This is a genomic window from Novosphingobium sp. LASN5T, from assembly GCF_003856955.1.
Classification (GTDB): Bacteria; Pseudomonadota; Alphaproteobacteria; order Sphingomonadales; family Sphingomonadaceae; genus Novosphingobium.
The window spans coordinates 16829-36382 of record NZ_RQSI01000016.1; the positions used below are offsets into that span (position 1 = coordinate 16829).

The 19554-nt window shown below is 64.4% G+C and carries 18 protein-coding genes, 1 tRNA gene, 1 pseudogene and 1 other annotated feature; of the genes and pseudogenes, 8 read left to right on the plus strand and 12 right to left on the minus strand.

Annotated elements, in window-relative coordinates:
- Nucleotides 1–2: 2 nt before the first annotated feature.
- From tolQ to EH199_RS12280, 6 genes are all read left to right on the plus strand, one after another.
- Complete coding sequence (gene tolQ / locus EH199_RS12255) at nt 3–695, plus strand: protein TolQ (RefSeq protein WP_124809582.1); 693 nt, start codon at nt 3–5, stop codon at nt 693–695.
- A complete protein-coding gene (locus EH199_RS12260; RefSeq protein WP_124809583.1) occupies nt 695–1174 on the plus strand; it encodes an ExbD/TolR family protein in 480 nt (159 codons plus the stop codon). The genes tolQ and EH199_RS12260 overlap by 1 nt, the downstream gene beginning before the upstream one ends.
- Before the next feature lie 809 nt (nt 1175–1983).
- Entirely contained in the window at nt 1984–2283 is a 300-nt protein-coding gene (locus EH199_RS24680; RefSeq protein ID WP_223806636.1) for a hypothetical protein, read from the plus strand.
- Entirely contained in the window at nt 2280–3635 is a 1356-nt protein-coding gene (tolB, locus tag EH199_RS12270) for a Tol-Pal system beta propeller repeat protein TolB (protein WP_124809584.1), read from the plus strand. The genes EH199_RS24680 and tolB overlap by 4 nt, the downstream gene beginning before the upstream one ends.
- Nucleotides 3632–4726 (plus strand): 2OG-Fe(II) oxygenase, encoded by a 1095-nt coding sequence (locus tag EH199_RS12275; protein WP_223806637.1) that lies wholly within the window; start codon nt 3632–3634, stop codon nt 4724–4726. Before tolB ends, EH199_RS12275 begins: the two co-directional genes overlap by 4 nt.
- Nucleotides 4727–4735: 9 nt before the next feature.
- Nucleotides 4736–5506, plus strand: coding sequence for a sulfite exporter TauE/SafE family protein (locus EH199_RS12280; RefSeq protein ID WP_124809585.1), 771 nt, complete (start codon nt 4736–4738; stop codon nt 5504–5506).
- Here the strand turns inward: EH199_RS12280 and EH199_RS12285 are convergent, their stop codons facing one another.
- The 10 genes and pseudogenes from EH199_RS12285 to EH199_RS12330 all read right to left on the minus strand — a co-directional run bounded on the left by EH199_RS12285 (nt 5507) and on the right by EH199_RS12330 (nt 15292).
- Complete coding sequence (locus EH199_RS12285; protein ID WP_124809586.1) at nt 5507–6307, minus strand: sulfite exporter TauE/SafE family protein; 801 nt, start codon at nt 6305–6307, stop codon at nt 5507–5509. It lies immediately after the preceding gene.
- 39 nt (nt 6308–6346) lie between these two features.
- Nucleotides 6347–6508 (minus strand): annotated as a pseudogene (locus EH199_RS12290) (sodium-independent anion transporter); the annotation flags it as partial.
- Between the two features lie 267 nt (nt 6509–6775).
- On the minus strand, nt 6776–6979 hold the full coding sequence (locus EH199_RS12295; RefSeq protein ID WP_124809587.1) for a hypothetical protein: 204 nt from the start codon (nt 6977–6979) through the stop codon (nt 6776–6778).
- A gap of 215 nt (nt 6980–7194) precedes the next feature.
- Nucleotides 7195–8691 (minus strand): SulP family inorganic anion transporter, encoded by a 1497-nt coding sequence (locus EH199_RS12300; RefSeq protein ID WP_124809588.1) that lies wholly within the window; start codon nt 8689–8691, stop codon nt 7195–7197.
- 62 nt (nt 8692–8753) lie between these two features.
- Nucleotides 8754–8809: a sequence feature (sul1 is cis-regulatory element that is thought to sense ions involved in sulfur or methionine metabolism; They are found in Alphaproteobacteria), on the minus strand.
- Between the two features lie 509 nt (nt 8810–9318).
- Nucleotides 9319–9394, minus strand: a tRNA-Lys gene (locus EH199_RS12305).
- Nucleotides 9395–9460: 66 nt separating this feature from the next.
- Nucleotides 9461–10576, minus strand: coding sequence for a rod shape-determining protein RodA (rodA, locus tag EH199_RS12310; protein ID WP_124809589.1), 1116 nt, complete (start codon nt 10574–10576; stop codon nt 9461–9463).
- An 11-nt stretch (nt 10577–10587) separates the two neighbouring features.
- Nucleotides 10588–12672 carry a penicillin-binding protein 2 gene (mrdA, locus tag EH199_RS12315; RefSeq protein ID WP_124809647.1) on the minus strand — a complete coding sequence of 695 codons (2085 nt, stop codon included), beginning with the start codon at nt 12670–12672 and terminating at the stop codon, nt 10588–10590.
- 23 nt (nt 12673–12695) lie between these two features.
- A complete protein-coding gene (mreD, locus tag EH199_RS12320; RefSeq protein ID WP_124809590.1) occupies nt 12696–13247 on the minus strand; it encodes a rod shape-determining protein MreD in 552 nt (183 codons plus the stop codon).
- Between the two features lie 7 nt (nt 13248–13254).
- Entirely contained in the window at nt 13255–14163 is a 909-nt protein-coding gene (gene mreC / locus EH199_RS12325; RefSeq protein ID WP_124809591.1) for a rod shape-determining protein MreC, read from the minus strand.
- 82 nt (nt 14164–14245) lie between these two features.
- Nucleotides 14246–15292 carry a rod shape-determining protein gene (locus EH199_RS12330; RefSeq protein ID WP_124809592.1) on the minus strand — a complete coding sequence of 349 codons (1047 nt, stop codon included), beginning with the start codon at nt 15290–15292 and terminating at the stop codon, nt 14246–14248.
- A gap of 233 nt (nt 15293–15525) precedes the next feature.
- Here EH199_RS12330 and mutL point away from each other — a divergent pair, with 233 nt between their 5' ends.
- Nucleotides 15526–17376 carry a DNA mismatch repair endonuclease MutL gene (gene mutL / locus EH199_RS12335; protein WP_124809593.1) on the plus strand — a complete coding sequence of 617 codons (1851 nt, stop codon included), beginning with the start codon at nt 15526–15528 and terminating at the stop codon, nt 17374–17376.
- Nucleotides 17376–17888, plus strand: a complete 513-nt coding sequence (locus EH199_RS12340; RefSeq protein WP_124809594.1) for a hypothetical protein — start codon at nt 17376–17378, stop codon at nt 17886–17888. Before mutL ends, EH199_RS12340 begins: the two co-directional genes overlap by 1 nt.
- A 25-nt stretch (nt 17889–17913) precedes the next feature.
- Here the strand turns inward: EH199_RS12340 and EH199_RS12345 are convergent, their stop codons facing one another.
- Together EH199_RS12345 and ychF are read right to left on the minus strand one after the other, a co-directional pair.
- Entirely contained in the window at nt 17914–18378 is a 465-nt protein-coding gene (locus tag EH199_RS12345; RefSeq protein WP_124809595.1) for a MaoC family dehydratase, read from the minus strand.
- A gap of 60 nt (nt 18379–18438) precedes the next feature.
- The gene (ychF, locus tag EH199_RS12350; RefSeq protein ID WP_124809596.1) at nt 18439–19539 is read right to left on the minus strand and encodes a redox-regulated ATPase YchF; all 1101 of its coding nucleotides are present in this window, start codon (nt 19537–19539) and stop codon (nt 18439–18441) included.
- Nucleotides 19540–19554: the final 15 nt, after the last annotated feature.

Consider the following 19554-nt stretch of genomic DNA (forward strand, 5'->3'; position numbering starts at 1 on the left):
TCATGCCCACGAACGCTGTTTCCGCTGCAACCGATTTTTCCCCGATTACCCTGTTCCTGCAGGCGGACATCGTCGTCAAAGTAATCATGCTCGGTCTCCTGGCTGCCAGCATCTGGACCTGGGCAATCATCGTCGCGCAGATACTCAAGAACCGTCGCGCCCATGCGGCAAGCGATCGTTTTGAGGCCGAGGTCAACGAAGCCGGCATAAACGGCAATGGAACCAAACATCTCGCAATCGACACCTCACCGGCAGCGACCTTGTTCAAGGCTGCGATGGCTGAATGGAGCAAATCGGTGCGCGTCCGGGCCAGTCTCGACAAGGACGCGGCGCGCGAGCGGATTGCCGACGTACTCGAAGGTGCGATCGAGAGCGAGGTCGATCGGCTGTCCGAGCGGCTCAACTATCTGGCGACGATCGGCTCGATCGCCCCCTTCGTCGGCCTGTTCGGCACGGTTTGGGGGATCATGCGCAGTTTCACCTCGATCGCGGCGTCGCAGAATACGGCACTCTCGGTGGTGGCGCCGGGCATCGCTGAAGCGTTGATGGCGACTGCTATCGGCCTTTTTGCCGCGATCCCTGCGGTCATCGCCTACAACCGCTTTGGCCATGCCATTAACCGGTTTGAAGCGCGCCTCGTCCGGTTCGCCCGCTACCTGCGCGGAAACCTCAGCCGCGAGTTGGATGCTCTCTGATGGCCGTTAATCTCTCCAGTGGCGGCGGCCGTGGGCGCAAGAGTTTCGGCGGGCGCAGCCCGATGGCGGAAATAAACGTAACGCCTCTGGTGGACGTCATGCTGGTGCTGCTCATCATATTTATGGTGACGGCGCCGCTGCTGAAAGCCGGTGTTCCCGTCAACCTGCCTGAGAGCAAGGCCAAAGCTCTGGGTGAGGACAAGGATCAGGTCACGCTGAGCATGTCTCGTGACGGCAGCGTCTATCTGGACGATGAAATGGTGGCTGCGGGCGAACTGTCCGACAGGCTTGCGGGACTCCCGCGGAACGGCTCCGGTGAACCGCCGCTGGTAACCCTGCGGGCCGATCGCGCGCTCGACTATGGCAGGATCATGGAAGTCATGGGCGAGCTCAACCGCGCAGGCTTCAATTCGATTTCTCTCGTCACGCTGGCAGCTGGCGACAGCGCTGCGGAGGGGCGTGAAAGGCAGAAGCGTTGAGCACGCCTGCTTTTCTGGAAGTTCGAAAGGCCCACGATGAGCACGTGGGGATCCTGGTCGCCGCCACTCTCCATGCTTTGCTGATCGCCTGGTTGGCTTGGAGCCCGCCCTCGGTCACGCTGGCCCCGCCGCCCGAGCGCATGACCGTGACACTTACTGACTCGGTCGGGCTAACTTCGACCGCACCCGAACCGAAGTCCGAGGCAGCGGCTGACGTGGCGCCCGCGCTTGGGGAAGCGGCACCACCGGCGCAAATGGCACCCCTTGTCGAGCAAAAACCGGCGCGGTTGCCGGAGCCTGCCGAACCCAGCCCGCCCAAGGCAATGCCGGCTCCGCCTCCCACGCCCGCCCCCAAAGTGGAACCCGCACCGCCGCCGCACAAGGCCGCGCCTGCACCTATGGCAAAGCCCGCACCTGCGCCACGTCCCGTGGCGCGCGCGCAGCCTCAGCCTGCACCGCGTCCAACTGCGGTGCCCGAGCCGCGACCTGCCACATCCGTCGCTCCAATCAGGCCGGCTCCCGTACCTGTGCGACCAGCTGTGGCGGCGCAACCCACCCGGGCATCGCCGGCGGCAACCCCCGCCACCGCGCCCGCTCGGCCAGCCCCTTCCACGAGCCGGATCGGCGGCGACTTTCTCAAGGGCATCCCTGCGGCACGGTCCGGAAGCCAACCGTCCCGAACTGCCAGTGCGCCAGTCGGGGGGAGCCGCCTGGGCGACGATTTTCTTAAGGGCGTTGCTGGCGCTCCTGCCACCGGCACCTCCCGCTCGCCGCCTGCTACCGTAATCGGGCCTGCGGTGCAGTCTGCCTTGGCAGGATCGATTTCCCGTCAGCTCAAGCCGCATTGGGTGGTGCCGCAAGGCGCCGATGCCGAAGCGCTGGTGACGATCCTGTCGTGGAGTCTCAACCGTGACGGGAGCCTCGCCGGGCCGCCGCAGGTCGTTCGGCAGGAGGGGATAACCGCCGCCAACCGCGCCCAGGCCGCCAGGCACGCCGAGCAGGCGATCAGGGCCGTCCAGCTGGCGGCTCCCTTCAATCTGCCCACCGAATACTATGACTCGTGGAAGCGCGTCGCCACGTTCCGTTTTGACAGGAAATTGTCGCAATGAAATCGCGCCTCTTGCTCATCCTCGCCCTTCTGGCCGCAGCACCGCTCCAGGCTCAGCAGGTGCCTGCACCGCCGACCGAAGATGGCGGTCTCTCCGGCGCAGTATCCGATGATAGCGAGTGGCAGGATCTCGGTATCGCCATTCCGGCTTTCGCGACTAATGCCGATGTTCCCACTACGACTAGCGCGGGCTCGACTGCAGCCCTAGGCCAAGCTCTGGCGCAGATCATCACCGCCGATCTTCGCAATAACGGGTTGTTCAAGCCGGTCGGTCCTGACGGACTGCCGCGCCCCGGATTCGAGCAGGTACCGGCACCAGACTTCGGCGTCTGGTCGGGGCGGAGCGCCGAAATGCTCGTTCAGGGCTACGTCCGCGCCAATGGCGACGGGCAGCTCACTGTGGGCTGCTACCTCTACGACGTTGCGCTGAAGCAGCAGCTCGTAAAGGCAGGATGGACCGTCGCCCCTGGCGATTGGCGCCGAGCGGCGCACAAATGCGCTGACATGGTCTATGCTCGCCTGTCGGGGGAAAGCCCGTTTTTCGATAGCCGGATAGCCTATATTGCCGAGTCCGGTCCGAAGGATCGCCGAATGAAGCGGCTTGCCGTCATGGACTCGGACGGTGCCAACCATCGTTATCTGACGACTGGACAGGCCACCGCGCTCACCCCGCGGTTCTCTCCCGATTACAAGTCGATCCTCTATCTGTCCTATCTCAACGGTCGCCCACGCATCTATATCTACGATCTTGTCACTGGCACCCAGCGCCTCGTCACTGAAACCCAGGGGCCAACCTTCGCTCCGCGCTGGTCGCCCGATGGTAAGTGGATCCTCTATTCGATGGCCACAGCCGGCAACACGGATATCTACAAAGTACCTGCCTCTGGCGGAACGAGCCAGCGGCTGACCGATACACCCGGCATTGATGTCGGTGGCAGTTTCTCACCAGACGGCTCCAAGATCGTGTTTGAAAGCGATCGTTCGGGAGCCCAGCAGATCTATGTGATGAACGCGGATGGCACCAACCAGCAGCGGATCAGCTTCTTCGGTGGGCGCGGCGCAACGCCGGAATGGAGCCCGCGCGGTGACCAGATCGCCTTTACGCATATCGCAGGAAACTTCCGCATCGCGGTCATGAGCCCGGGGGGCGGGGAACTCCGCTACCTCACCGACAGCTGGCAGGACGAAGCGCCGAGTTGGTCGCCGAATGGCCGCATCATCCAGTTCTTCCGGACTGAACCGAATTCGGGCAAGGCCAGCATCTGGCAGGTCGACCTGACCGGGCGCAATGAGCGTCGACTGTCGACGCCGGGGGATGGCTCTGACCCGGCCTGGGGACCACTGCTGCCGTGATTGCGTCGCCGAACCTACCGGTTTGGGGTGAGCCTGCGCCCTGGTTCAAGGCGCATGCTTTGTCTGGCAACCCGTCCTATGCCTTTGACACGGCTGCGGGGCGGCCTATCCTTCTGCTCTTCTTCGGGTCTGCAGCACAGCCGGTTTGTGCTCGGGCGCTTCAGCAGGTTCTCGCCAACCGCGCCCTGTTTGACGACGCGAACGGGTGTTTTTTTGGTGTCACGATTGACCCCGCCGATGAAGCGCAGGGGCGCATTGCCCAGCAGTTGCCGGGAATTCGCTTCTTCCTCGACTATGATCGCGAGATTTCAAGGATGTTCGGCGCCAGTGAGGGTGACGCATACACACCGTTCTGGCTGGTTCTCGACCGGCAATTGCGGGTGGCTGGCCGGTTTGCGCTCCCCGACGCGAGCCAGGCCATGTCCTGCCTATCTGCTTTGGGCGGTGACGATGTCGTCCCGACGTGGGCACCGGTTCTGCTCGTACCGCGCGTGCTTGAACCTGAACTCTGCCGCCACCTGATCGATTTGTATGATGCGAGAGGCGGCGAAGAATCCGGCTTCATGCGCGAGATCGATGGCAAGACCGTGGGAGTTGTCGATCCGTCGCACAAACACCGGTCCGACCTGACCATCGAAGACGAAGAACTGCGCCGGGCGTTGATGGTCCGGGTGCACAACCGGCTGGCACCCATGATCCAGCGAGCCTTTCAGTTCCGCGCTACCCGCATGGAGCGATACATCGTCGCCTGCTACGACAGCGCAGCCGGCGGCCATTTCCGGGCGCACCGCGACAATACCACCAAGGGCACGGCGCACCGCCGTTTCGCGGTGTCAATCAATCTGAATGCCGAGGATTTCGAGGGCGGCGATCTGTGCTTCCCCGAATTTGGGCAACGCCTCTATCGCCCGCCTACGGGAGGTGCCGTCGTATTTTCCTGTTCGCTATTGCATGAGGCGCGACCGGTGACCAGGGGGCGGCGTTTCGCCTTCCTGCCATTCCTTTATGATGACGCCGCAGCCGCCATTCGCGAGCAAAACAACGTTTATCTCGCTGAGAATGTCGGCGCCTATTCACGCGATGAATGTTGAGGTAACGGCATGGATCTCCAACTGGTCGAGAGCATCCTCCCCTTCGTTGCCGTCGGGTTTCTGGCCCAACTCGTGGACGGCGCGCTCGGCATGGCTTTCGGGGTCATCACCAATACGCTGCTGATCAGTGTGCTCGGTGTTGCACCCGCCCGAGCGTCGGCCAGCGTGCATATCGTCGAGTGCTTCACCACTGCGGCCTCCGGAATCAGCCACATTGCTCATGGCAACGTGGATTGGCGCCTCTTTGGGCGGCTCGTGGTTCCGGGCACTATTGGCGGAATCGCCGCCGCATACCTTTTGTCCAGCATCGATGCGGGAGTCGCGAGACCTTTCGTGATGGCGTACCTCGCCTGCATCGGAGTCTATCTGATCTGGCGAGCCTGGGAGATGGGGCATCATCATGTGCACAAGGCGCCCCGATACATCGCACCGCTCGGCATGATCGGTGGATTTCTCGATGCAGCAGGCGGCGGTGGCTGGGGACCAGTCGTCACGTCCAACCTTCTGGTCCAAGGCAGTGAACCTCGGCGGACCATTGGCACAGTCAATGCGTCCGAATTCGTTTTGACGCTCACGATCTCTGCGACGTTTCTTGTAGCGCTCGGCGCGGAAGCTTTCACCAAGGCGACGATCGGCTTGATCATCGGCGGGTTGCTAGCGGCGCCGATCGGGGCTCTGCTCGTAAAGCGCGTTTCCGCAAAGTGGCTGTTGGGAATGGTCGGCGTCGTCCTTGTCACGACGAGTGTGTTCAGCGTGACCCGTGTGCTCATGTCGGGATGACTAGCTGTGGCTCCAAACCTTCACTGCCGACACGAACAGGATGGCGGCAAGTCCTGGTAGCAGAATTTCGCTCGGCACAAGTCCCAGGAGTTGTCCGCCAAGAAAGGTGCCGACAACGGACCCGGCGGCCATGACCAACACGAATATCTTGTTGCGCCCGAGGACGCGAAAACTCTGGTCCCGGCTATAGCGGCTGAAGCCGACTATCATCGTTGGCAGGCTGACTGCCAGTGAAAGGCTTCCGGCGAGTTTGATGTCTGTGCCGAACAGCAGGACCAGGGTTGGGATCAGCAGTTCGCCGCCAGCGACGCCGAGCAGTGAAGCGACAATGCCGATCACCACACCGGCACCGATACCTGCCAGCCACTGCGCGGTGCCGGTGAGCAGCGCATGGCCTGCACCGGTACCATGGCCGAAAACCAGCACAACCGCGATTGCGAAAAGGATGGCAGCAATGACCTTGTACAACGTTTCGGATTTCAGGCGGGTCGCCCAGCCAGCGCCAAACCACGCGCCCGCGAGGCTTCCCGCCAACAGGTTGACCACAATCGACCAGTGCGCGGTAATGTAGGAGTAAGGGATTGTCTGGGCACGAAAAGGCAGCGCCGTGGCGACGACGATAAGGCTCATGGCCTTGTTGAGAATAACTGCTTCCAGGGCGGCAAAGTGGAAAGCCCCAAGCAGGATCGGCAGGCGAAACTCTGCCCCACCCAGACCGACCAGCCCGCCCAAAGTGCCGATCACGGCACCGCTGGCAAAGGCTGCGGGGCGGCTTGGTTTATTTGGTGCGGTTTCAACCATTCGTCCTTTTTGCCTTTGTTCATGCCGCCCGGCAAAAAATCAATGAGGCACAACGCCCAGTTCGAACCCCGTCATATCATGGAGCGCGAAGCGGTCGACGATATCGGCGCTGGCATCATTGTAGCCGATGACTTCAACCTCGTGCCCATCACGGCGCAAGCGGTCCACGATCTTGTCGAACGTACCCACAGCCGAGATGTCATTGCCGAGGGAGAGTGGTCCTGAGAATGATTGCCGCAGCAAGTCCTCCTGGGCCTGCTATTATTGATCACCCTTTCGGCCCGAATGCGCCGAATTGTGATTGACCTCTGCGATGACTTCGACAGGCACCGTGGCGATCGTGACCGAGCAAAGAATTGCGACAAAACGAGAGGAAAGCATAAAACTTCCTTCGCTGTTGGTCACCACCAGCACGCGAAAAGGCCGACCCCCTGCCGGGAGTCGGCCTTCGCTGCGCAACCCGAATTTCTATTTCTTTTCTGCGCGCGGAGCAGCCTTGGCTTCACTGGATGCGCCAACCGGTGCGACCATAGCATCTGAAGCAGCGTCGGATGCGACCTCGCTCGCTTCATCAGACTGCGGTTCTGCCGTGGTGTCTTTCTTGCAAGCCGCAAGGCTCAGTCCGAGGGCCGCAACGCCTGCGATCATGATGCTCTTTGTGACAACTTTCATTCGGCTTACCCCTCTCCAGTTTGTTTTCGATCCGTCGCGTGGAGAATTAGCCGGGGACTTTCGGTCTGGCACCTAAAAATGTCATAGTAGAAAATGCGGTCGCCAGATGACGCCCGTGGCTCGGCTGGTCCCAAGGCAGCCGGGCAGCTTGCTTCAATTGAGGCAGGAGAAGTCATCTGCTCTGTTCACCCTGTCTCACGCCACCCGGCAGAGGATCAATGCGGCACGGCGCCCAATTCGACCCCCGTTTTGTCATGCAACGCGAAGCGATCGACAATATCGGCACTGGCTTCATTGTAGCCGATGACTTCAACCTCGCGCCCTTCACGGCGCAAGCGGGCCACAATCTTGTCGAGCGCACCCACAGCCGAGATGTCCCAGAAATGAGCGCGGGAAACGTCGATGGCGACATTCGCGGCACTGTCTTCGGCATGGAAGGCGCGTGTGAAGCGCTCGACCGAGGCGAAGAATATCTCCCCGCGTACGCGGTAGGTCGCCGCGCGCCCGTCGGCTGAGACTTCGCGCTCGATGGCGAACATGCGTTGCACCTTGCTGGCAAAGAAGATGCCCGAGAGCAGCACTCCTGCGAGCACGCCGAGCGACAAATCATGGGTTGTGACTACCACGGCGACTGTCACTAGCATGACGACCGATGAGGTGGGCGGATGGCGCCGGAGATTGGGGATCGAGTTCCATGAGAAGGTGCCGATCGAGACCATGATCATGACCGCTACCAGGGCAGGCATCGGTACACGGCCTACCAAGGGCCCCAGCACGGCAAGCAGGAACAGCAGGAATGCGCCCGCCACGAAGGTGGAAAGCCGCCTGCGTCCGCCAGAGGTCACGTTGATGACCGACTGGCCGATCATGGCGCAGCCGCCCATGCCACCGAACAGTGCGGCAACGACGTTGGCGCCGCCTTGGCCCATGCATTCGCGGCGCTTGTCGCTGTCGGTATGGGTCATGTCATCGACAATCTGAGCGGTGAGCAGCGATTCCAGTAGGCCGACCGCCGCCATGGTCAGCGAATAGGGCGCAATGATCCGGAGCGTCTCCCAGGTCAGCGGTACGCCGGGCAGAGCTAGGCTGGGCAGCCCTTCCGGAAGCTTGCCCATGTCGCCGACGGTGTTGACCGGCAGGCCGAGGGCGATGCTAACGGTGGTCAACACGAGGATCGCGACAAGCGGCGAAGGAACGGCAGTGGTCACTCGCGGGAAGAGGTAGATGATGGCGAGGCCTGCCGCGACCATCGCATAGGTCTCCCAGCTCACGCCCGTGAGCTGCGGAAGCTGAGCCATGAAGATCAGGATGGCGAGCGCGTTGACGAAACCCGTGATCACCGAGCGCGATACGAACTGCATCATCAGATCAAGGCGCAGAAGCCCGGCAACAGCCTGTATCACACCCATCAGGATGGTGGCCGCGAAAAGATATTCCACCCCGTGATCGCGCACCAACGGGATCACCACAACGGCGACGGCCGCCGTAGCGGCCGAAATCATGCCGGGCCGCCCGCCAATCAGTGAGATGACGATGGCAATGGCGACTGAAGCATAGAGACCAACCCGCGGATCCACGCCTGCGATGATCGAGAAGCCGATGGCTTCGGGAATGAGGGCCAGCGCAACGACCATGCCGGCAAGCACATCAGCCCGCAGACCTGTTCCGCCCGCGAACCACTCGCGGCGGTAGCTTTCAAGAGTTTTAGTCATGAGAATTCCACATAAGCACGAGGCGCACACAGGAGGCGCGCTGGATCGACGTTCGTGCATGATGTTGTCCGGCGGATCGGCGGCCGGAATAGCCACCCGGTGTTGCACCGGGTCCTTGCGGTTGGGGAGGGCGATAACTTTATTTGCCGCCGCATTCAACCCCGCGGCATCGGAACAAGTTCTGGGTGGGGGCGGGGAAGCGTCTGGCTGTGAGGCATTCGAGGCCAGGATACATCCGGCAGTTATACATCTGTAGTGGCTGGATGTTGTCGGGACAGATGGCTGGTGTTTCTCAGGAGGCCATCGTTCAATCAAGGAGGCACCTCTCTCGTTGGCCATAACGGGAGTTCACCCCAGCCAGCGTTGATTGGGGCGCACGCACCGCTCGCTACCTGTCTTCAAAGATCCTTGTGGAGATCGCACCTGTCTTGGCCCACCGATTCGGCTTGTGTCCCGCTCGGAGTTTCTACCTCAAGGTGTCGCCCCATGCCTCTTGCCGGCGAATTTCATTCTGAACGCAAAAAACCTGCCGAACGCCGCAGCTACCTAGAGAGCTACCTAGCGCGAAGCTGCTGCCTCCAGATACCCCGTGGGATACCCGTAATGCATTGACAGATATGGAGAATTTGGTGGACGCACTAGGGCTCGAACCTAGGACCCGCTGATTAAGAGTCAGCTGCTCTACCAACTGAGCTATGCGTCCATTCCCGTGTGGGAAGCGCTCCCATAGCGATTTCTGCCGCGCTGCCAAGCCCTGAAATGGTGTTTTTCAGGCGAGCCCGCTGCCGCTTCGGCGGCTCCAGCGGTCCACCGCCATGATCGTTCCGATACAGATCATGTTGGTCATCATCGACGATCCGCCGTGGCTCATGAAGGGCAGGGGGATGCCCACCACCGGCGCAAGGCCCATCACCATCATCAGGTTGATGCAGGCATAGAAGAAGATCGTGGTGGTCATGCCCGCCGCCAGCAGGCGCGAGAAGCGGTCGGGTGCGTTCATCGCCACTTTCAGGCCCCAGCGCAGCACCACGGCGAAGATCGCCAGCACGAACAGGCCGCCCACCATGCCCCATTCCTCGGCCATCGTCGCGAAGACGAAGTCGGTCTGCGCTTCGGGCAAGTAATCGAGGTGGCTTTGCGAACCGTGGCCGAAGCCCTTGCCGAAAAGCCCGCCCGATCCGATCGCGATTTTCGACTGGGTGATGTGATAGCCCGATCCCAGCGGATCGTTTTCCGGGTCCATGAACACCAGCACGCGCTTGCGCTGGTAATCGTGCAGCAGCGTGAAGAACGCCAGCGGCGCGACGATCAGCCCGGCGCCGACGCCGCCCAGGAACAGGCGAAGCGGCAGGCCGGCAAGGAACATGGTGACGACCGCGCCGAAGCTGATGGCCAGCCCGGTACCAAGGTCTGGCTGGAGCATGACGAGGCCGGCGGGAATGCCCAGCAGCACCGCCGCCGGCGCCACCGCGCGCCAGCCGCGCGTTTCGCCCACCGGCAGCACGCTGTAGAACCAGGCCAGCACCAGCACGATACCCGGTTTCATCAGTTCGGACGGCTGGAGCGTCATGAAGCCCAGATTGAGCCAGCGCTGGCTGCCGCCGCCGATCCCGCCGATCAGTTCCACCAGCACCAGCAGCACGCACAGGCCGGCATAGATCGGCAAGGCGGCGCGTTTGAACCAGTCCTGCGGCACCCGCGCGATCAGCATGGCGAGCGCCAGGAACACGCAGAAGCGCAGCACGTGGGTCAGTGCCCAGGGCTGGAGATGCCCACCTGCCGCCGAATAGAGCACGAAGCCGCCGAACACGACCAGCATCGCCAGCGGCAGCAGCACGCGCCAGGGCTGGCGGGCGATGGCGGCGGGAACATAGGCGCGGGGCATCGGCGGGGCCTCTATTGCGCGCCGGACGTGGCGGGAGTGGCGGGTGCCGGAGCAGTGCCCGGTGCCGGCCGCGGCGATGCGCCCGGCGCCGGCGTGCCCGGTTCGGGCGTCGTCGGCTCGGGCGGAGGCGGCGCGGCGTCGGTCTGCGCGGCGGTCGGTTCGGGCACCGGCTTGTTTTCGGCGGCGACTTCCTGCGCCACTTGCGCGTCGTCCGCCGCCTTGGGTGCGGAAGCGCCGTACTGCGCGGCATAGGCGTCGTACCGGGCCGCCATGCGCTGTTGCACGTTGCCGCCCCACTGCTTTTCGAAGCCTTCGAGCACTTCCAGCGCCTTGCCCGGATCGAACAGGAACGTCATCACGTCGCGCGCGATGGGATAGGCCGCGCCCGAACCACCGCCGTGCTCGATGGCGACGGCGCAGGCATAGCGCGGCTTGTCGAACGGGGCGAAGCAGATGAAATGGCCGTGGTCACGGTGCTTCCACAGCCCGCCCTTGCCGTTGCCGATGTTGAGGCCGACGACCTGCGCCGTGCCGGTCTTGCCCGCCATCTGCACGTTGGGAATCGGCAGGCGCGCCTTGCCGGCGGTGCCACGCCCGTTGACGACTTCGTTCATCGCCGCGTGGATGTAATCGAGGTGTTCCTGCTTGAAGCCCATGGACTTGGGTTGAGGCGCGTGCCGGTCGAGCAGCAGGCGCGGCATCAGTTCGAGGCCGGAGGCGATGCGCGAGGCCATGACCGCCTGCTGCAGCGGGTTCACCAGCATGTATCCCTGCCCGATGGTGGCGTTCACCGTGTCGTAGATCGCCCAGGGTTGCTTGTACTTGCGCAGCTTCCACGCGGGATCGGGCACCGTGCCATAGGATTGCCCGGCGACGGGCAGCGGAAATTCCTGTCCCAGCCCCAGCCGCTTCGCCATCGCCGCGATCACGTCCATGCCCATCTGTTGCGCGAAGTGATAGAAGTACACGTCGCACGACTGGTAGATGCCCTTGGCCATGTTGGTAGCGCCGTGGCCTCGGTGGTTCCAGCAGTGGAACACGCGGTTGCCCACGCGCAGGCCGCCCGCGCAGTTGACCGAGGCATTGGGATCGAGCCCCGCTTCGAGGAACGACAGCGCAACCATCGGCTTCACGGTCGAGCCCGGCGGATAAAGCCCGCGCAGAACCTTGTTGCGCAAGGGCACATGGTCGTCGTCCGACAGCATCTTCCATTCGATGCGCCCGATGCCGTCGGAGAAGCTGTTGGGATCGAAGCTGGGCATCGAGGCCATGGCCAGCACATCGCCGGTCAGGCAGTCGATCACCACGACCGACCCGGATTCCAGGCCGATGCGGCGCGAGGCATAGTCCTGCAACGGGCCGTTGATGGTGAGCTGGATCGGCTTGCCCGGCACGTCTTCGCGCGTGCCCAGATCGCGCACCACGCGCCCGCTGGCGGTGGCTTCCACGCGCCGCGCGCCGGGCACGCCGCGCAGGCGCGTCTCGAAATACTTCTCCAGCGCGTCCTTGCCGATCTTGAAGCCGGGCGTGATCAGCAGCGGGTTGCGTTCACGCTCGTAGTCCTCGGCCGAAGCGGGGCCGACATAGCCGACCAGATGCCCCACGGTCGCGCCGGTGGGATAGAACCGCGAATAGCCGCGTTGCGGCACCACGCCCGGCAGTTCGGGCAGGCGCACGCTGACGGCGGCGAATTTGTCCCAGTTGAGATTGGCCGCGACTTCGACGGGCTGAAACCCGCGCGATTTGTCCAGCTTGTCGTGGATGTCGCCCACCTTGTCGGGCGAAAGGTCGAGCAGCGAGGCGAGCGTGGCCAGCGTCTTGTCCGCGTCCACGACCCGGTCGGGAATCAGGTCGACGCGGAAGTCGGCGCGGTTCGATGCCAGCGCCGCGCCGTTGCGATCGAGAATCCAGCCGCGCCGCGGCGGAATCAGCGTCAGGTTGACGCGGTTGCTTTCCGATGCCGCCTTGTACTTCTCGTTCTGCGCGATCGAGAGGTAGCCGAGCCGCATCGCGAGCAGCACGCCGATGCCGCCCATGGCCGATCCGAGCACGAAGGTGCGGCGGTTGAAGGTGTCGGTCAGCCGGGCCGAACTCATCGGCAGTTGCTGTCTCGCCACGCTCAGATTCTCCGCAGCGGCAGCAGGCGCACCCGGTCGAGCAGGGCGACGACCCGGGTGATGACGGGGAACAGGAACACGCTCAGCAGCAACTGCGGGCCGATCGAAAGGGGCAGCGGATAGCCGGCTGCAAAGCCCGCGAAACTGGCGGCAAGAAACAGATAGCCGGCCAGCAGCGCGCTGCCCGCGAGCCAGTCCTGCAGAAAGCCCCGCCAGAGGAACCGTTCGTCGATCACTTCCATCGCCAGCATGGTCAGCGACCACAGGATGATCGCGCTGCCGAACGGTTGTCCGCTGAACAAATCGTCGATGGCGCCCAGTGGCAAGCCGACCCACACCGGCAGCATGCCGGGCCGCAGCATGCGCCAGGCCAGCAGCATCATGTAGGAAAATGGCGGGAGCAGGGGCGCGGACGCGATCACCGGGGAAAAGGTTGCCATCGAGGCCAGGATGATCGACGCCCACGGAATGCCCACCGCAAGGACCGGCGATGGCGCGCGGTTGATGCGGTTGCGCACGATGTCCTCGGCGCGGGCGGGAAAGCGGGGCAGCATCACCGGCTTACTGGTCGCCCGGGTCGCGTGGCGGGCCAGCGGCTTTCTCGCTTTCGCTCAGCGCTGCCTGGGCGGCAGGCTGAAAGCTCGGGAACACCAGCACGTAGTCCACGTCCGCAGGATCGCTGGCAAGGTGGCCGACCGCCCCGTCATGATGCGGATCGGTGGCGATCGCGACCGGAATGTTGGGGGGATAGAGGCCGCCCGATCCGGAGGTTACGAAAACGTCGCCTTTGTGAACGGGGTTTACGCCTGAATTGATCAAGCGGATTTCGATGCGGCCGTTGGCGGCGCCCTGCACGAAGGCCGGCAGACCATCGGTGGCGCGGCGCACGGGCACGACGTTGTCCGGGTCTGTCACGAGCAGAACGCGCGCCGTATCGCGCCCGGTTTCGACAATCCGGCCGATCAATCCGGTGGAAGATCGCACGGGCATCCCGGGGCGCAGCCCGGTCGAGGAGCCGATCGACAGCACGGCGAAGCGCCGTGCGCTGGCCGCGGTGGAGCCGATAAGGCGGCCGGCGGCAATCGGCCGCACCTGGGGATCGACGATGCCGAGCAGCGCTTTCAGACGCGCGTTTTCTGTTTGCACCGCGCGCATGGTCACCGCGTCGGCGCGCGCGGCTTCCACCTCGCGCCGCAGCGCGGCGTTCTGCCTTCCGGCGTTGAAATAGGCGCCGACGGCGGCAAACACGCCCTGGCCGGTCGCGCGGGATTCGGCGCTAGCCTGCCCGATCGGCCGCGCTATCTCGCTCGCGCCCGATCGCGCAAAGGCAAAAGCCTCGGGGTTGAACAACGATACGATGAGCAGCACGGCGCCGACCACGACGCCAAGAATGGCGACGACGTAGCCTGTGAAGATCCCGTACTGCGCCCTGCGCGAAAAGCCCGGGCGCCGGTCCTGTGACCGCGCCATGTCCGTTATTCCCTACCGTTCCCGCCGCTGTCCGCCGGCCGGTGCCGGCTTGCTTCCATGCAGCAACGGGATGAACCTGCCATTACGCGGTCATCAGCACGCCGCGATAGATCGGATCTTCCATCGCGCGGCCGGTGCCCAGCGCCACGCAGGACAGCGGGTCTTCGGCGACGCTCACCGGCAGGCCGGTTTCCTCGCGCAGATGCTCGTCCAGCCCGCGGATCAGCGCGCCGCCGCCGGTCAGCACGATGCCCTGATCGACGATGTCCGCTGCGAGTTCCGGCGCGGTGTTTTCCAGCGCGATGCGCACGCCTTCGACGATCGCGCCAATCGGTTCGGACAGCGCTTCGGCCACGTTGGCCTGGGTGATCGTGATTTCCTTGGGCACACCGTTGACGAGATCGCGGCCCTTGATGTGGATGGTTTCGCCCACGCCATCGGCCGGGATCGTGGCGATGCCGTAATCCTTCTTGATCCGTTCGGCCGTGGCTTCACCGATCAGCAGGTTGTGGTGGCGGCGGACATAGCTGACGATGGCTTCGTCCATCTTGTCGCCACCCACGCGCACGCTGGTCGTATAGGCAAGGCCGCGCAGCGAAAGCACGGCGACTTCCGTGGTGCCGCCGCCGATATCGACCACCATCGAACCGACCGGCTCGGTCACCGGCATGTCCGCGCCGATCGCGGCCGCCATCGGTTCCAGGATCAGGAACACCTGGCTGGCGCCGGCGTTGGAAGCGGCATCGCGAATCGCGCGGCGTTCGACCGAGGTCGAGCCCGAAGGCACGCAGATCACGATTTCCGGATAGCGCAGCAGGCTCTTCTTGCCGTGCACCTTCTGGATGAAGTGCTTGATCATGGCTTCGGCCACTTCGATGTCTGCGATCACGCCATCGCGCATCGGACGGATCGCCTCGATGTTGTCCGGCGTCTTGCCCATCATCATCTTCGCGTCATCGCCGACGGCCTTCACCTTCTTGACGCCGTTGATCGTCTCGATCGCGACGACGGAAGGCTCGTTCAGCACGATCCCGCGATCCTGTACGTAGACCAGCGTATTCGCCGTTCCGAGGTCGATCGCGATGTTCTGGAAACCGAACTTGAAGAATCGGGAAAGCATCGAAGCCATCAGGAAATCCGTATGAATCTGCGGGTTGGAACGCGGGCACGCGCCAACCCCAACCAAATGAGTGCCCGGGAAGCCCGGCTCATTAGCGCATGATTTGCGCAAAACCCATAGGTTTATGCTGCGTTTGCGGGATAACTTCTCCACTTGGCTCGAAAAAGCGCGGGTCCATCGCTAGTAATGTCTGGGCGTGCCGGAATCCCGACGCTGGCACGGCCCTGAACAAAGCTTTGACGATGCCCACGATCCGCCGCCTTCCCGATACTCTGGTCAACCGCATCGCCGCTGGCGAAGTGGTGGAACGGCCGGCCAGCGCGCTCAAGGAACTGGTCGAAAACGCCATCGATGCGGGCGCCACGCAAGTCCATGTCCGGCTGGGCGAGGGCGGGCTTTCGCTGATCGAGGTGACGGACGATGGCTGCGGGATGCGCGCGGACGAGATTGCGCTGGCGCTGGAGCGCCACGCCACGTCCAAGCTGCCCGACGAATCGATCGAACTGGTCGAAACGCTGGGCTTCCGGGGAGAGGCGCTGCCTTCCATCGCCAGCGTCGCGCGCGTCACCGTCGAGAGCCGCGCGCGAGAGACCGGCGAGGCGTGGAAACGCGTGGTCGATCACGGGGCGCTGGTGTCCGATGGCCCTGCCGCGCTGCCGCCCGGAACGCGCGTGCGGGTGGAAGACCTGTTCGGCAAGATTCCGGCGCGGCGCAAGTTCTTGCGCTCGGCACGGGCCGAATGGGCGGCTTCGCTCGATGTCGTGCGCCGGCTGGCCATGGCACGCCCGGAAGTGGGCTTCACGCTGGAGCACGACGGCCGCCGCGCGCTGCAGGTGCAGCCGGGCGATTCGCTCGAGGCGCGCGTTGCGCAGCTGGTTGCGCGCGAGCTGGCCGGCAACGCGGTGACGGTCGATCTGGTGCGCGGCGATTTCCACCTGACCGGTGTGGCCGGCCTGCCGACCTACAACCGCGGCGTGGCCGATCACCAGTATCTGTTCGTCAACGGCCGCCCGGTGAAGGACCGCCTGCTGATCGGCGCGGTGCGCGGCGCCTATGCCGACATGCTGGCGCGCGACCGGCACGCGGTGCTGGCGCTGTTTCTCGACGTGCCGCCGACCGAGGTCGACGTGAACGTCCACCCGGCCAAGACCGAGGTTCGCTTTCGCGATCCCGCGCTGGTGCGGGGGATGGTGGTGACCGGCCTGCGCACGGCGCTGGCAAGCGGGGACCAGCGCTCCGCGCAGGCCCCTTCCGAAACCGCGATGCGTGCCTGGCAGGCCGAACCGATTGCCGCGCTCCCGGGGGCGGCACTAGGGCCGGAGCCGCTGTTTCCCGCCCCGGCCGAACGGCAAGGCAGCATCTTCGCCTCCCCGGCATGGCGGCCGGAACCGCGGGTCAGCGATGCCGGGCAGGCGTGGCGCGGGTACGAGGCCACGGTCATGGCCCCGCCTGTCGCCCGCGCCGAAGCCGCCGAGGATGCCGTGCCGGAGCCGGCCGAGCACCCGCTGGGTGTGGCGCGCGGGCAGGTCGCCAACACCTATATCGTTGCGGAGGCGGCGGACGGGCTGGTGATCGTCGATCAGCACGCGGCGCACGAACGGTTGGTGCTGGAACGCCTGCGCGCGGCGGGAGCGGGGGCCAGTGCGGGGGAGGGCAGTGCGCCCAGCCAGGCGCTGCTGATCCCCGAAGTGGTCGAGCTTGAGGAAACCGATTGCGATCGGCTGGAGGAAGCCGCGTCGAAGCTGGCTGAATATGGTCTCGCGCTCGAACGCTTCGGTCCGGGTGCCGTGCTGGTCCGCGCGGTGCCGGCAGCGCTTGCCAAGGGCAATCCCGAAGCCCTGGTGCGCGACGTGGCCGATGACCTTGCCCAAAATGGAGACGCCCTGCTGCTGGGCGAACGGCTCGACCTCGTGCTGGCGACGATGGCCTGCCATGGCTCGGTCCGCGCCGGGCGCGTCCTGTCCGTCGCCGAAATGAACGCATTGTTGCGCGAAATGGAAGTGACGCCGCGCTCCGGCCAGTGCAATCATGGGCGGCCGACGTGGGTGAAGCTTGCCCATGGCGATATCGAGAAACTGTTCGGGAGAAAGTGATGCGCGGGATCGTTGCCGGAGCGGCAGTGCTCGTTCTGCTGGCTGCCTGCTCCAGCCAGACGCCGGCGGAAAAGGCGGCCGAGGATGCGCGGGCCATTGCCCAGGTGGAAGCGGCGCAGCGCAATGGCCAGCCGCCGGTGAAGCCGATCGATCCGCAACCGATCATGTTCTTCGACATCCGCGACGGCAAGCTGACCGGCACCGGCTGCAACTTCGTGGCCGATGGCGGCGGCATGGGCGCGATCCTGCTGGCGCAGGATGAACGCGGCGTGATGAAGCTCGACGGCAAGCTGGTAGTCTTCGCGTCCGACAAGGGCAGCACGCAACTGCCGCAGGGCGCCTGGTCGCGCTATTCGGGGAAGGAATATGCCCTCACGCTGACCCGCATCGACGATGGCAAGGCGGTGAAGAACGGCCTTGTCGATCTGTTCAGCGGGCAGGTGGTGGTGACCGATCCGTTCGACCGGGTAGTCTACAAGGCGCGCGGCAACGTCCAGTGCAAGCCGATGTAACAACACCGCCCGCTCCCGCGCGCGCTTAGTCGGTCGATGCGGTTTCCGGATCGCGCACGCGGATCAACCCGATCGAGGTGAAGCTCATCACCAGATCGTCGTTCTGGTTGAACACGCGCATGGTGGATCGGAAGCTGCCCATTTCCGGGCGCGAGCGGCTGCGCTTTTTCTCGAGCAACTGGGTTTCGCAGCGCAGCGTGTCGCCGGGATAGACCGGCTTGTGCCAGCGCAGCTCGTCCACGCCGGGAGACCCCAGCCCAGCCTGCTGGCGCGCCTTCAGGTTCTTCACCACCATCGCCATCACCATGGCGCAAGTGTGCCAGCCGCTGGCCGAGAGGCGGCCGAAATGGGTCTGCGCCGCCGCCTCGTCATCGAGATGGAACGGCTGCGGATCATAGCGCGAGGCGAAGCCGATCACTTCCTCGCGGGTGACCTGGTAGTGTCCGAAACGGTCGACGGTGCCGGGCTCAAGGTCTTCGAAATATTGCATGGGCGGGATTTTGCCCGTGCCGGCCGCGCTGTCAATCGATCGGTTAACCGGCGTGCGGCCTCACACGTTGAACTTGAAGTGCATCACGTCGCCATCGTGCACCACGTATTCCTTGCCTTCCTGGCGCAGCTTGCCGGATTCCTTGGCGCCGTTCTCGCCGCCCAGCGCGACATAGTCGGCATAGGCGATGGTTTCGGCGCGGATGAAGCCGCGCTGCATGTCGGAGTGGATTTCGCCCGCCGCGTCCGGGGCCTTGGCACCCTGATGCACGGTCCAGGCGCGCGCTTCCTTGGGGCCGACGGTGAAGAAGGTGATGAGGTGCAGCAGATCGTAGCCGGCGCGGATCACACGGGCGAGGCCGGTTTCGTGCAGGCCCATTTCCTCCAGGAACACCAGCCGTTCGTCCTGCTCCATGCCGACCAGTTCGGCCTCGATCGCGGCCGAGACGATCACGGCGTTGGCGCCTTCGGCCTTCGCCTTCTCGAACACGCGGGCGGAAAAGGCGTTGCCTTCGGCCGCCGCGCCTTCCTCCACGTTGCACACGTAGAGCACCGGCTTGGCGGTGAGCAGCTGCGCCTGCCGGAACACGCGGGCTTCTTCCTCGTCCTTCGGCCTGGTCAGGCGCGCGGGCTTGCCTTCGCGCAGCAGGTCGAGCGCCTGGCCCAGCACCGAGGCGATGAGCTTCGCTTCCTTGTCGCCCTGCGCCGCCTTCTTCTGCGCGGCGGGCACGCGCTTTTCCAGGCTTTCGAGGTCCGAAAGCATCAGTTCGGTCTCGACCGTGTCGGCATCCGAAATCGGATCGACCTTGTTGTCGACATGCTGGATGTCGTCGTTCTCGAAGCAGCGCAGGACGTGGACGATGGCGTCCACCTCGCGGATGTTGCCCAGGAACTGGTTGCCCAGCCCTTCGCCCTTGGACGCGCCGCGCACCAGCCCGGCGATGTCCACGAAGCCCAGTTGCGTGGGAATGATCTTCTGGCTTCCGGCGATCTTGGCCAGTTCATCCAGCCGGGGATCGGGCACGCCCACGTTGCCCACGTTCGGCTCGATGGTGCAGAACGGATAGTTCGCCGCCTGCGCCGCCTGCGTCTCGGTCAGCGCATTGAACAGCGTCGACTTGCCGACGTTTGGCAGACCGACGATCCCGCAACGAAAACCCATTTGATGCTCCACAAG

Bases quoted from the DNA above. Each gene is read 5' to 3' on its own strand.
- tolQ (WP_124809582.1), top strand. From the start codon at position 3: ATGCCCACGAACGCTGTTTCCGCTGCAACCGATTTTTCCCCGATTACC.
- EH199_RS12260 (WP_124809583.1), top strand. From the start codon at position 695: ATGGCCGTTAATCTCTCCAGTGGCGGCGGCCGTGGGCGCAAGAGTTTC.
- tolB (WP_124809584.1), top strand. From the start codon at position 2,280: ATGAAATCGCGCCTCTTGCTCATCCTCGCCCTTCTGGCCGCAGCACCG.
- EH199_RS12280 (WP_124809585.1), top strand. From the start codon at position 4,736: ATGGATCTCCAACTGGTCGAGAGCATCCTCCCCTTCGTTGCCGTCGGG.
- EH199_RS12285 (WP_124809586.1), bottom strand. From the start codon at position 6,307: ATGGTTGAAACCGCACCAAATAAACCAAGCCGCCCCGCAGCCTTTGCC.
- EH199_RS12295 (WP_124809587.1), bottom strand. From the start codon at position 6,979: ATGAAAGTTGTCACAAAGAGCATCATGATCGCAGGCGTTGCGGCCCTC.
- EH199_RS12300 (WP_124809588.1), bottom strand. From the start codon at position 8,691: ATGACTAAAACTCTTGAAAGCTACCGCCGCGAGTGGTTCGCGGGCGGA.
- rodA (WP_124809589.1), bottom strand. From the start codon at position 10,576: ATGCCCCGCGCCTATGTTCCCGCCGCCATCGCCCGCCAGCCCTGGCGC.
- mrdA (WP_124809647.1), bottom strand. From the start codon at position 12,672: ATGAGTTCGGCCCGGCTGACCGACACCTTCAACCGCCGCACCTTCGTG.
- mreD (WP_124809590.1), bottom strand. From the start codon at position 13,247: ATGCTGCCCCGCTTTCCCGCCCGCGCCGAGGACATCGTGCGCAACCGC.
- mreC (WP_124809591.1), bottom strand. From the start codon at position 14,163: ATGGCGCGGTCACAGGACCGGCGCCCGGGCTTTTCGCGCAGGGCGCAG.
- EH199_RS12330 (WP_124809592.1), bottom strand. From the start codon at position 15,292: ATGGCTTCGATGCTTTCCCGATTCTTCAAGTTCGGTTTCCAGAACATC.
- mutL (WP_124809593.1), top strand. From the start codon at position 15,526: ATGCCCACGATCCGCCGCCTTCCCGATACTCTGGTCAACCGCATCGCC.
- EH199_RS12340 (WP_124809594.1), top strand. From the start codon at position 17,376: ATGCGCGGGATCGTTGCCGGAGCGGCAGTGCTCGTTCTGCTGGCTGCC.
- EH199_RS12345 (WP_124809595.1), bottom strand. From the start codon at position 18,378: ATGCAATATTTCGAAGACCTTGAGCCCGGCACCGTCGACCGTTTCGGA.
- ychF (WP_124809596.1), bottom strand. From the start codon at position 19,539: ATGGGTTTTCGTTGCGGGATCGTCGGTCTGCCAAACGTCGGCAAGTCG.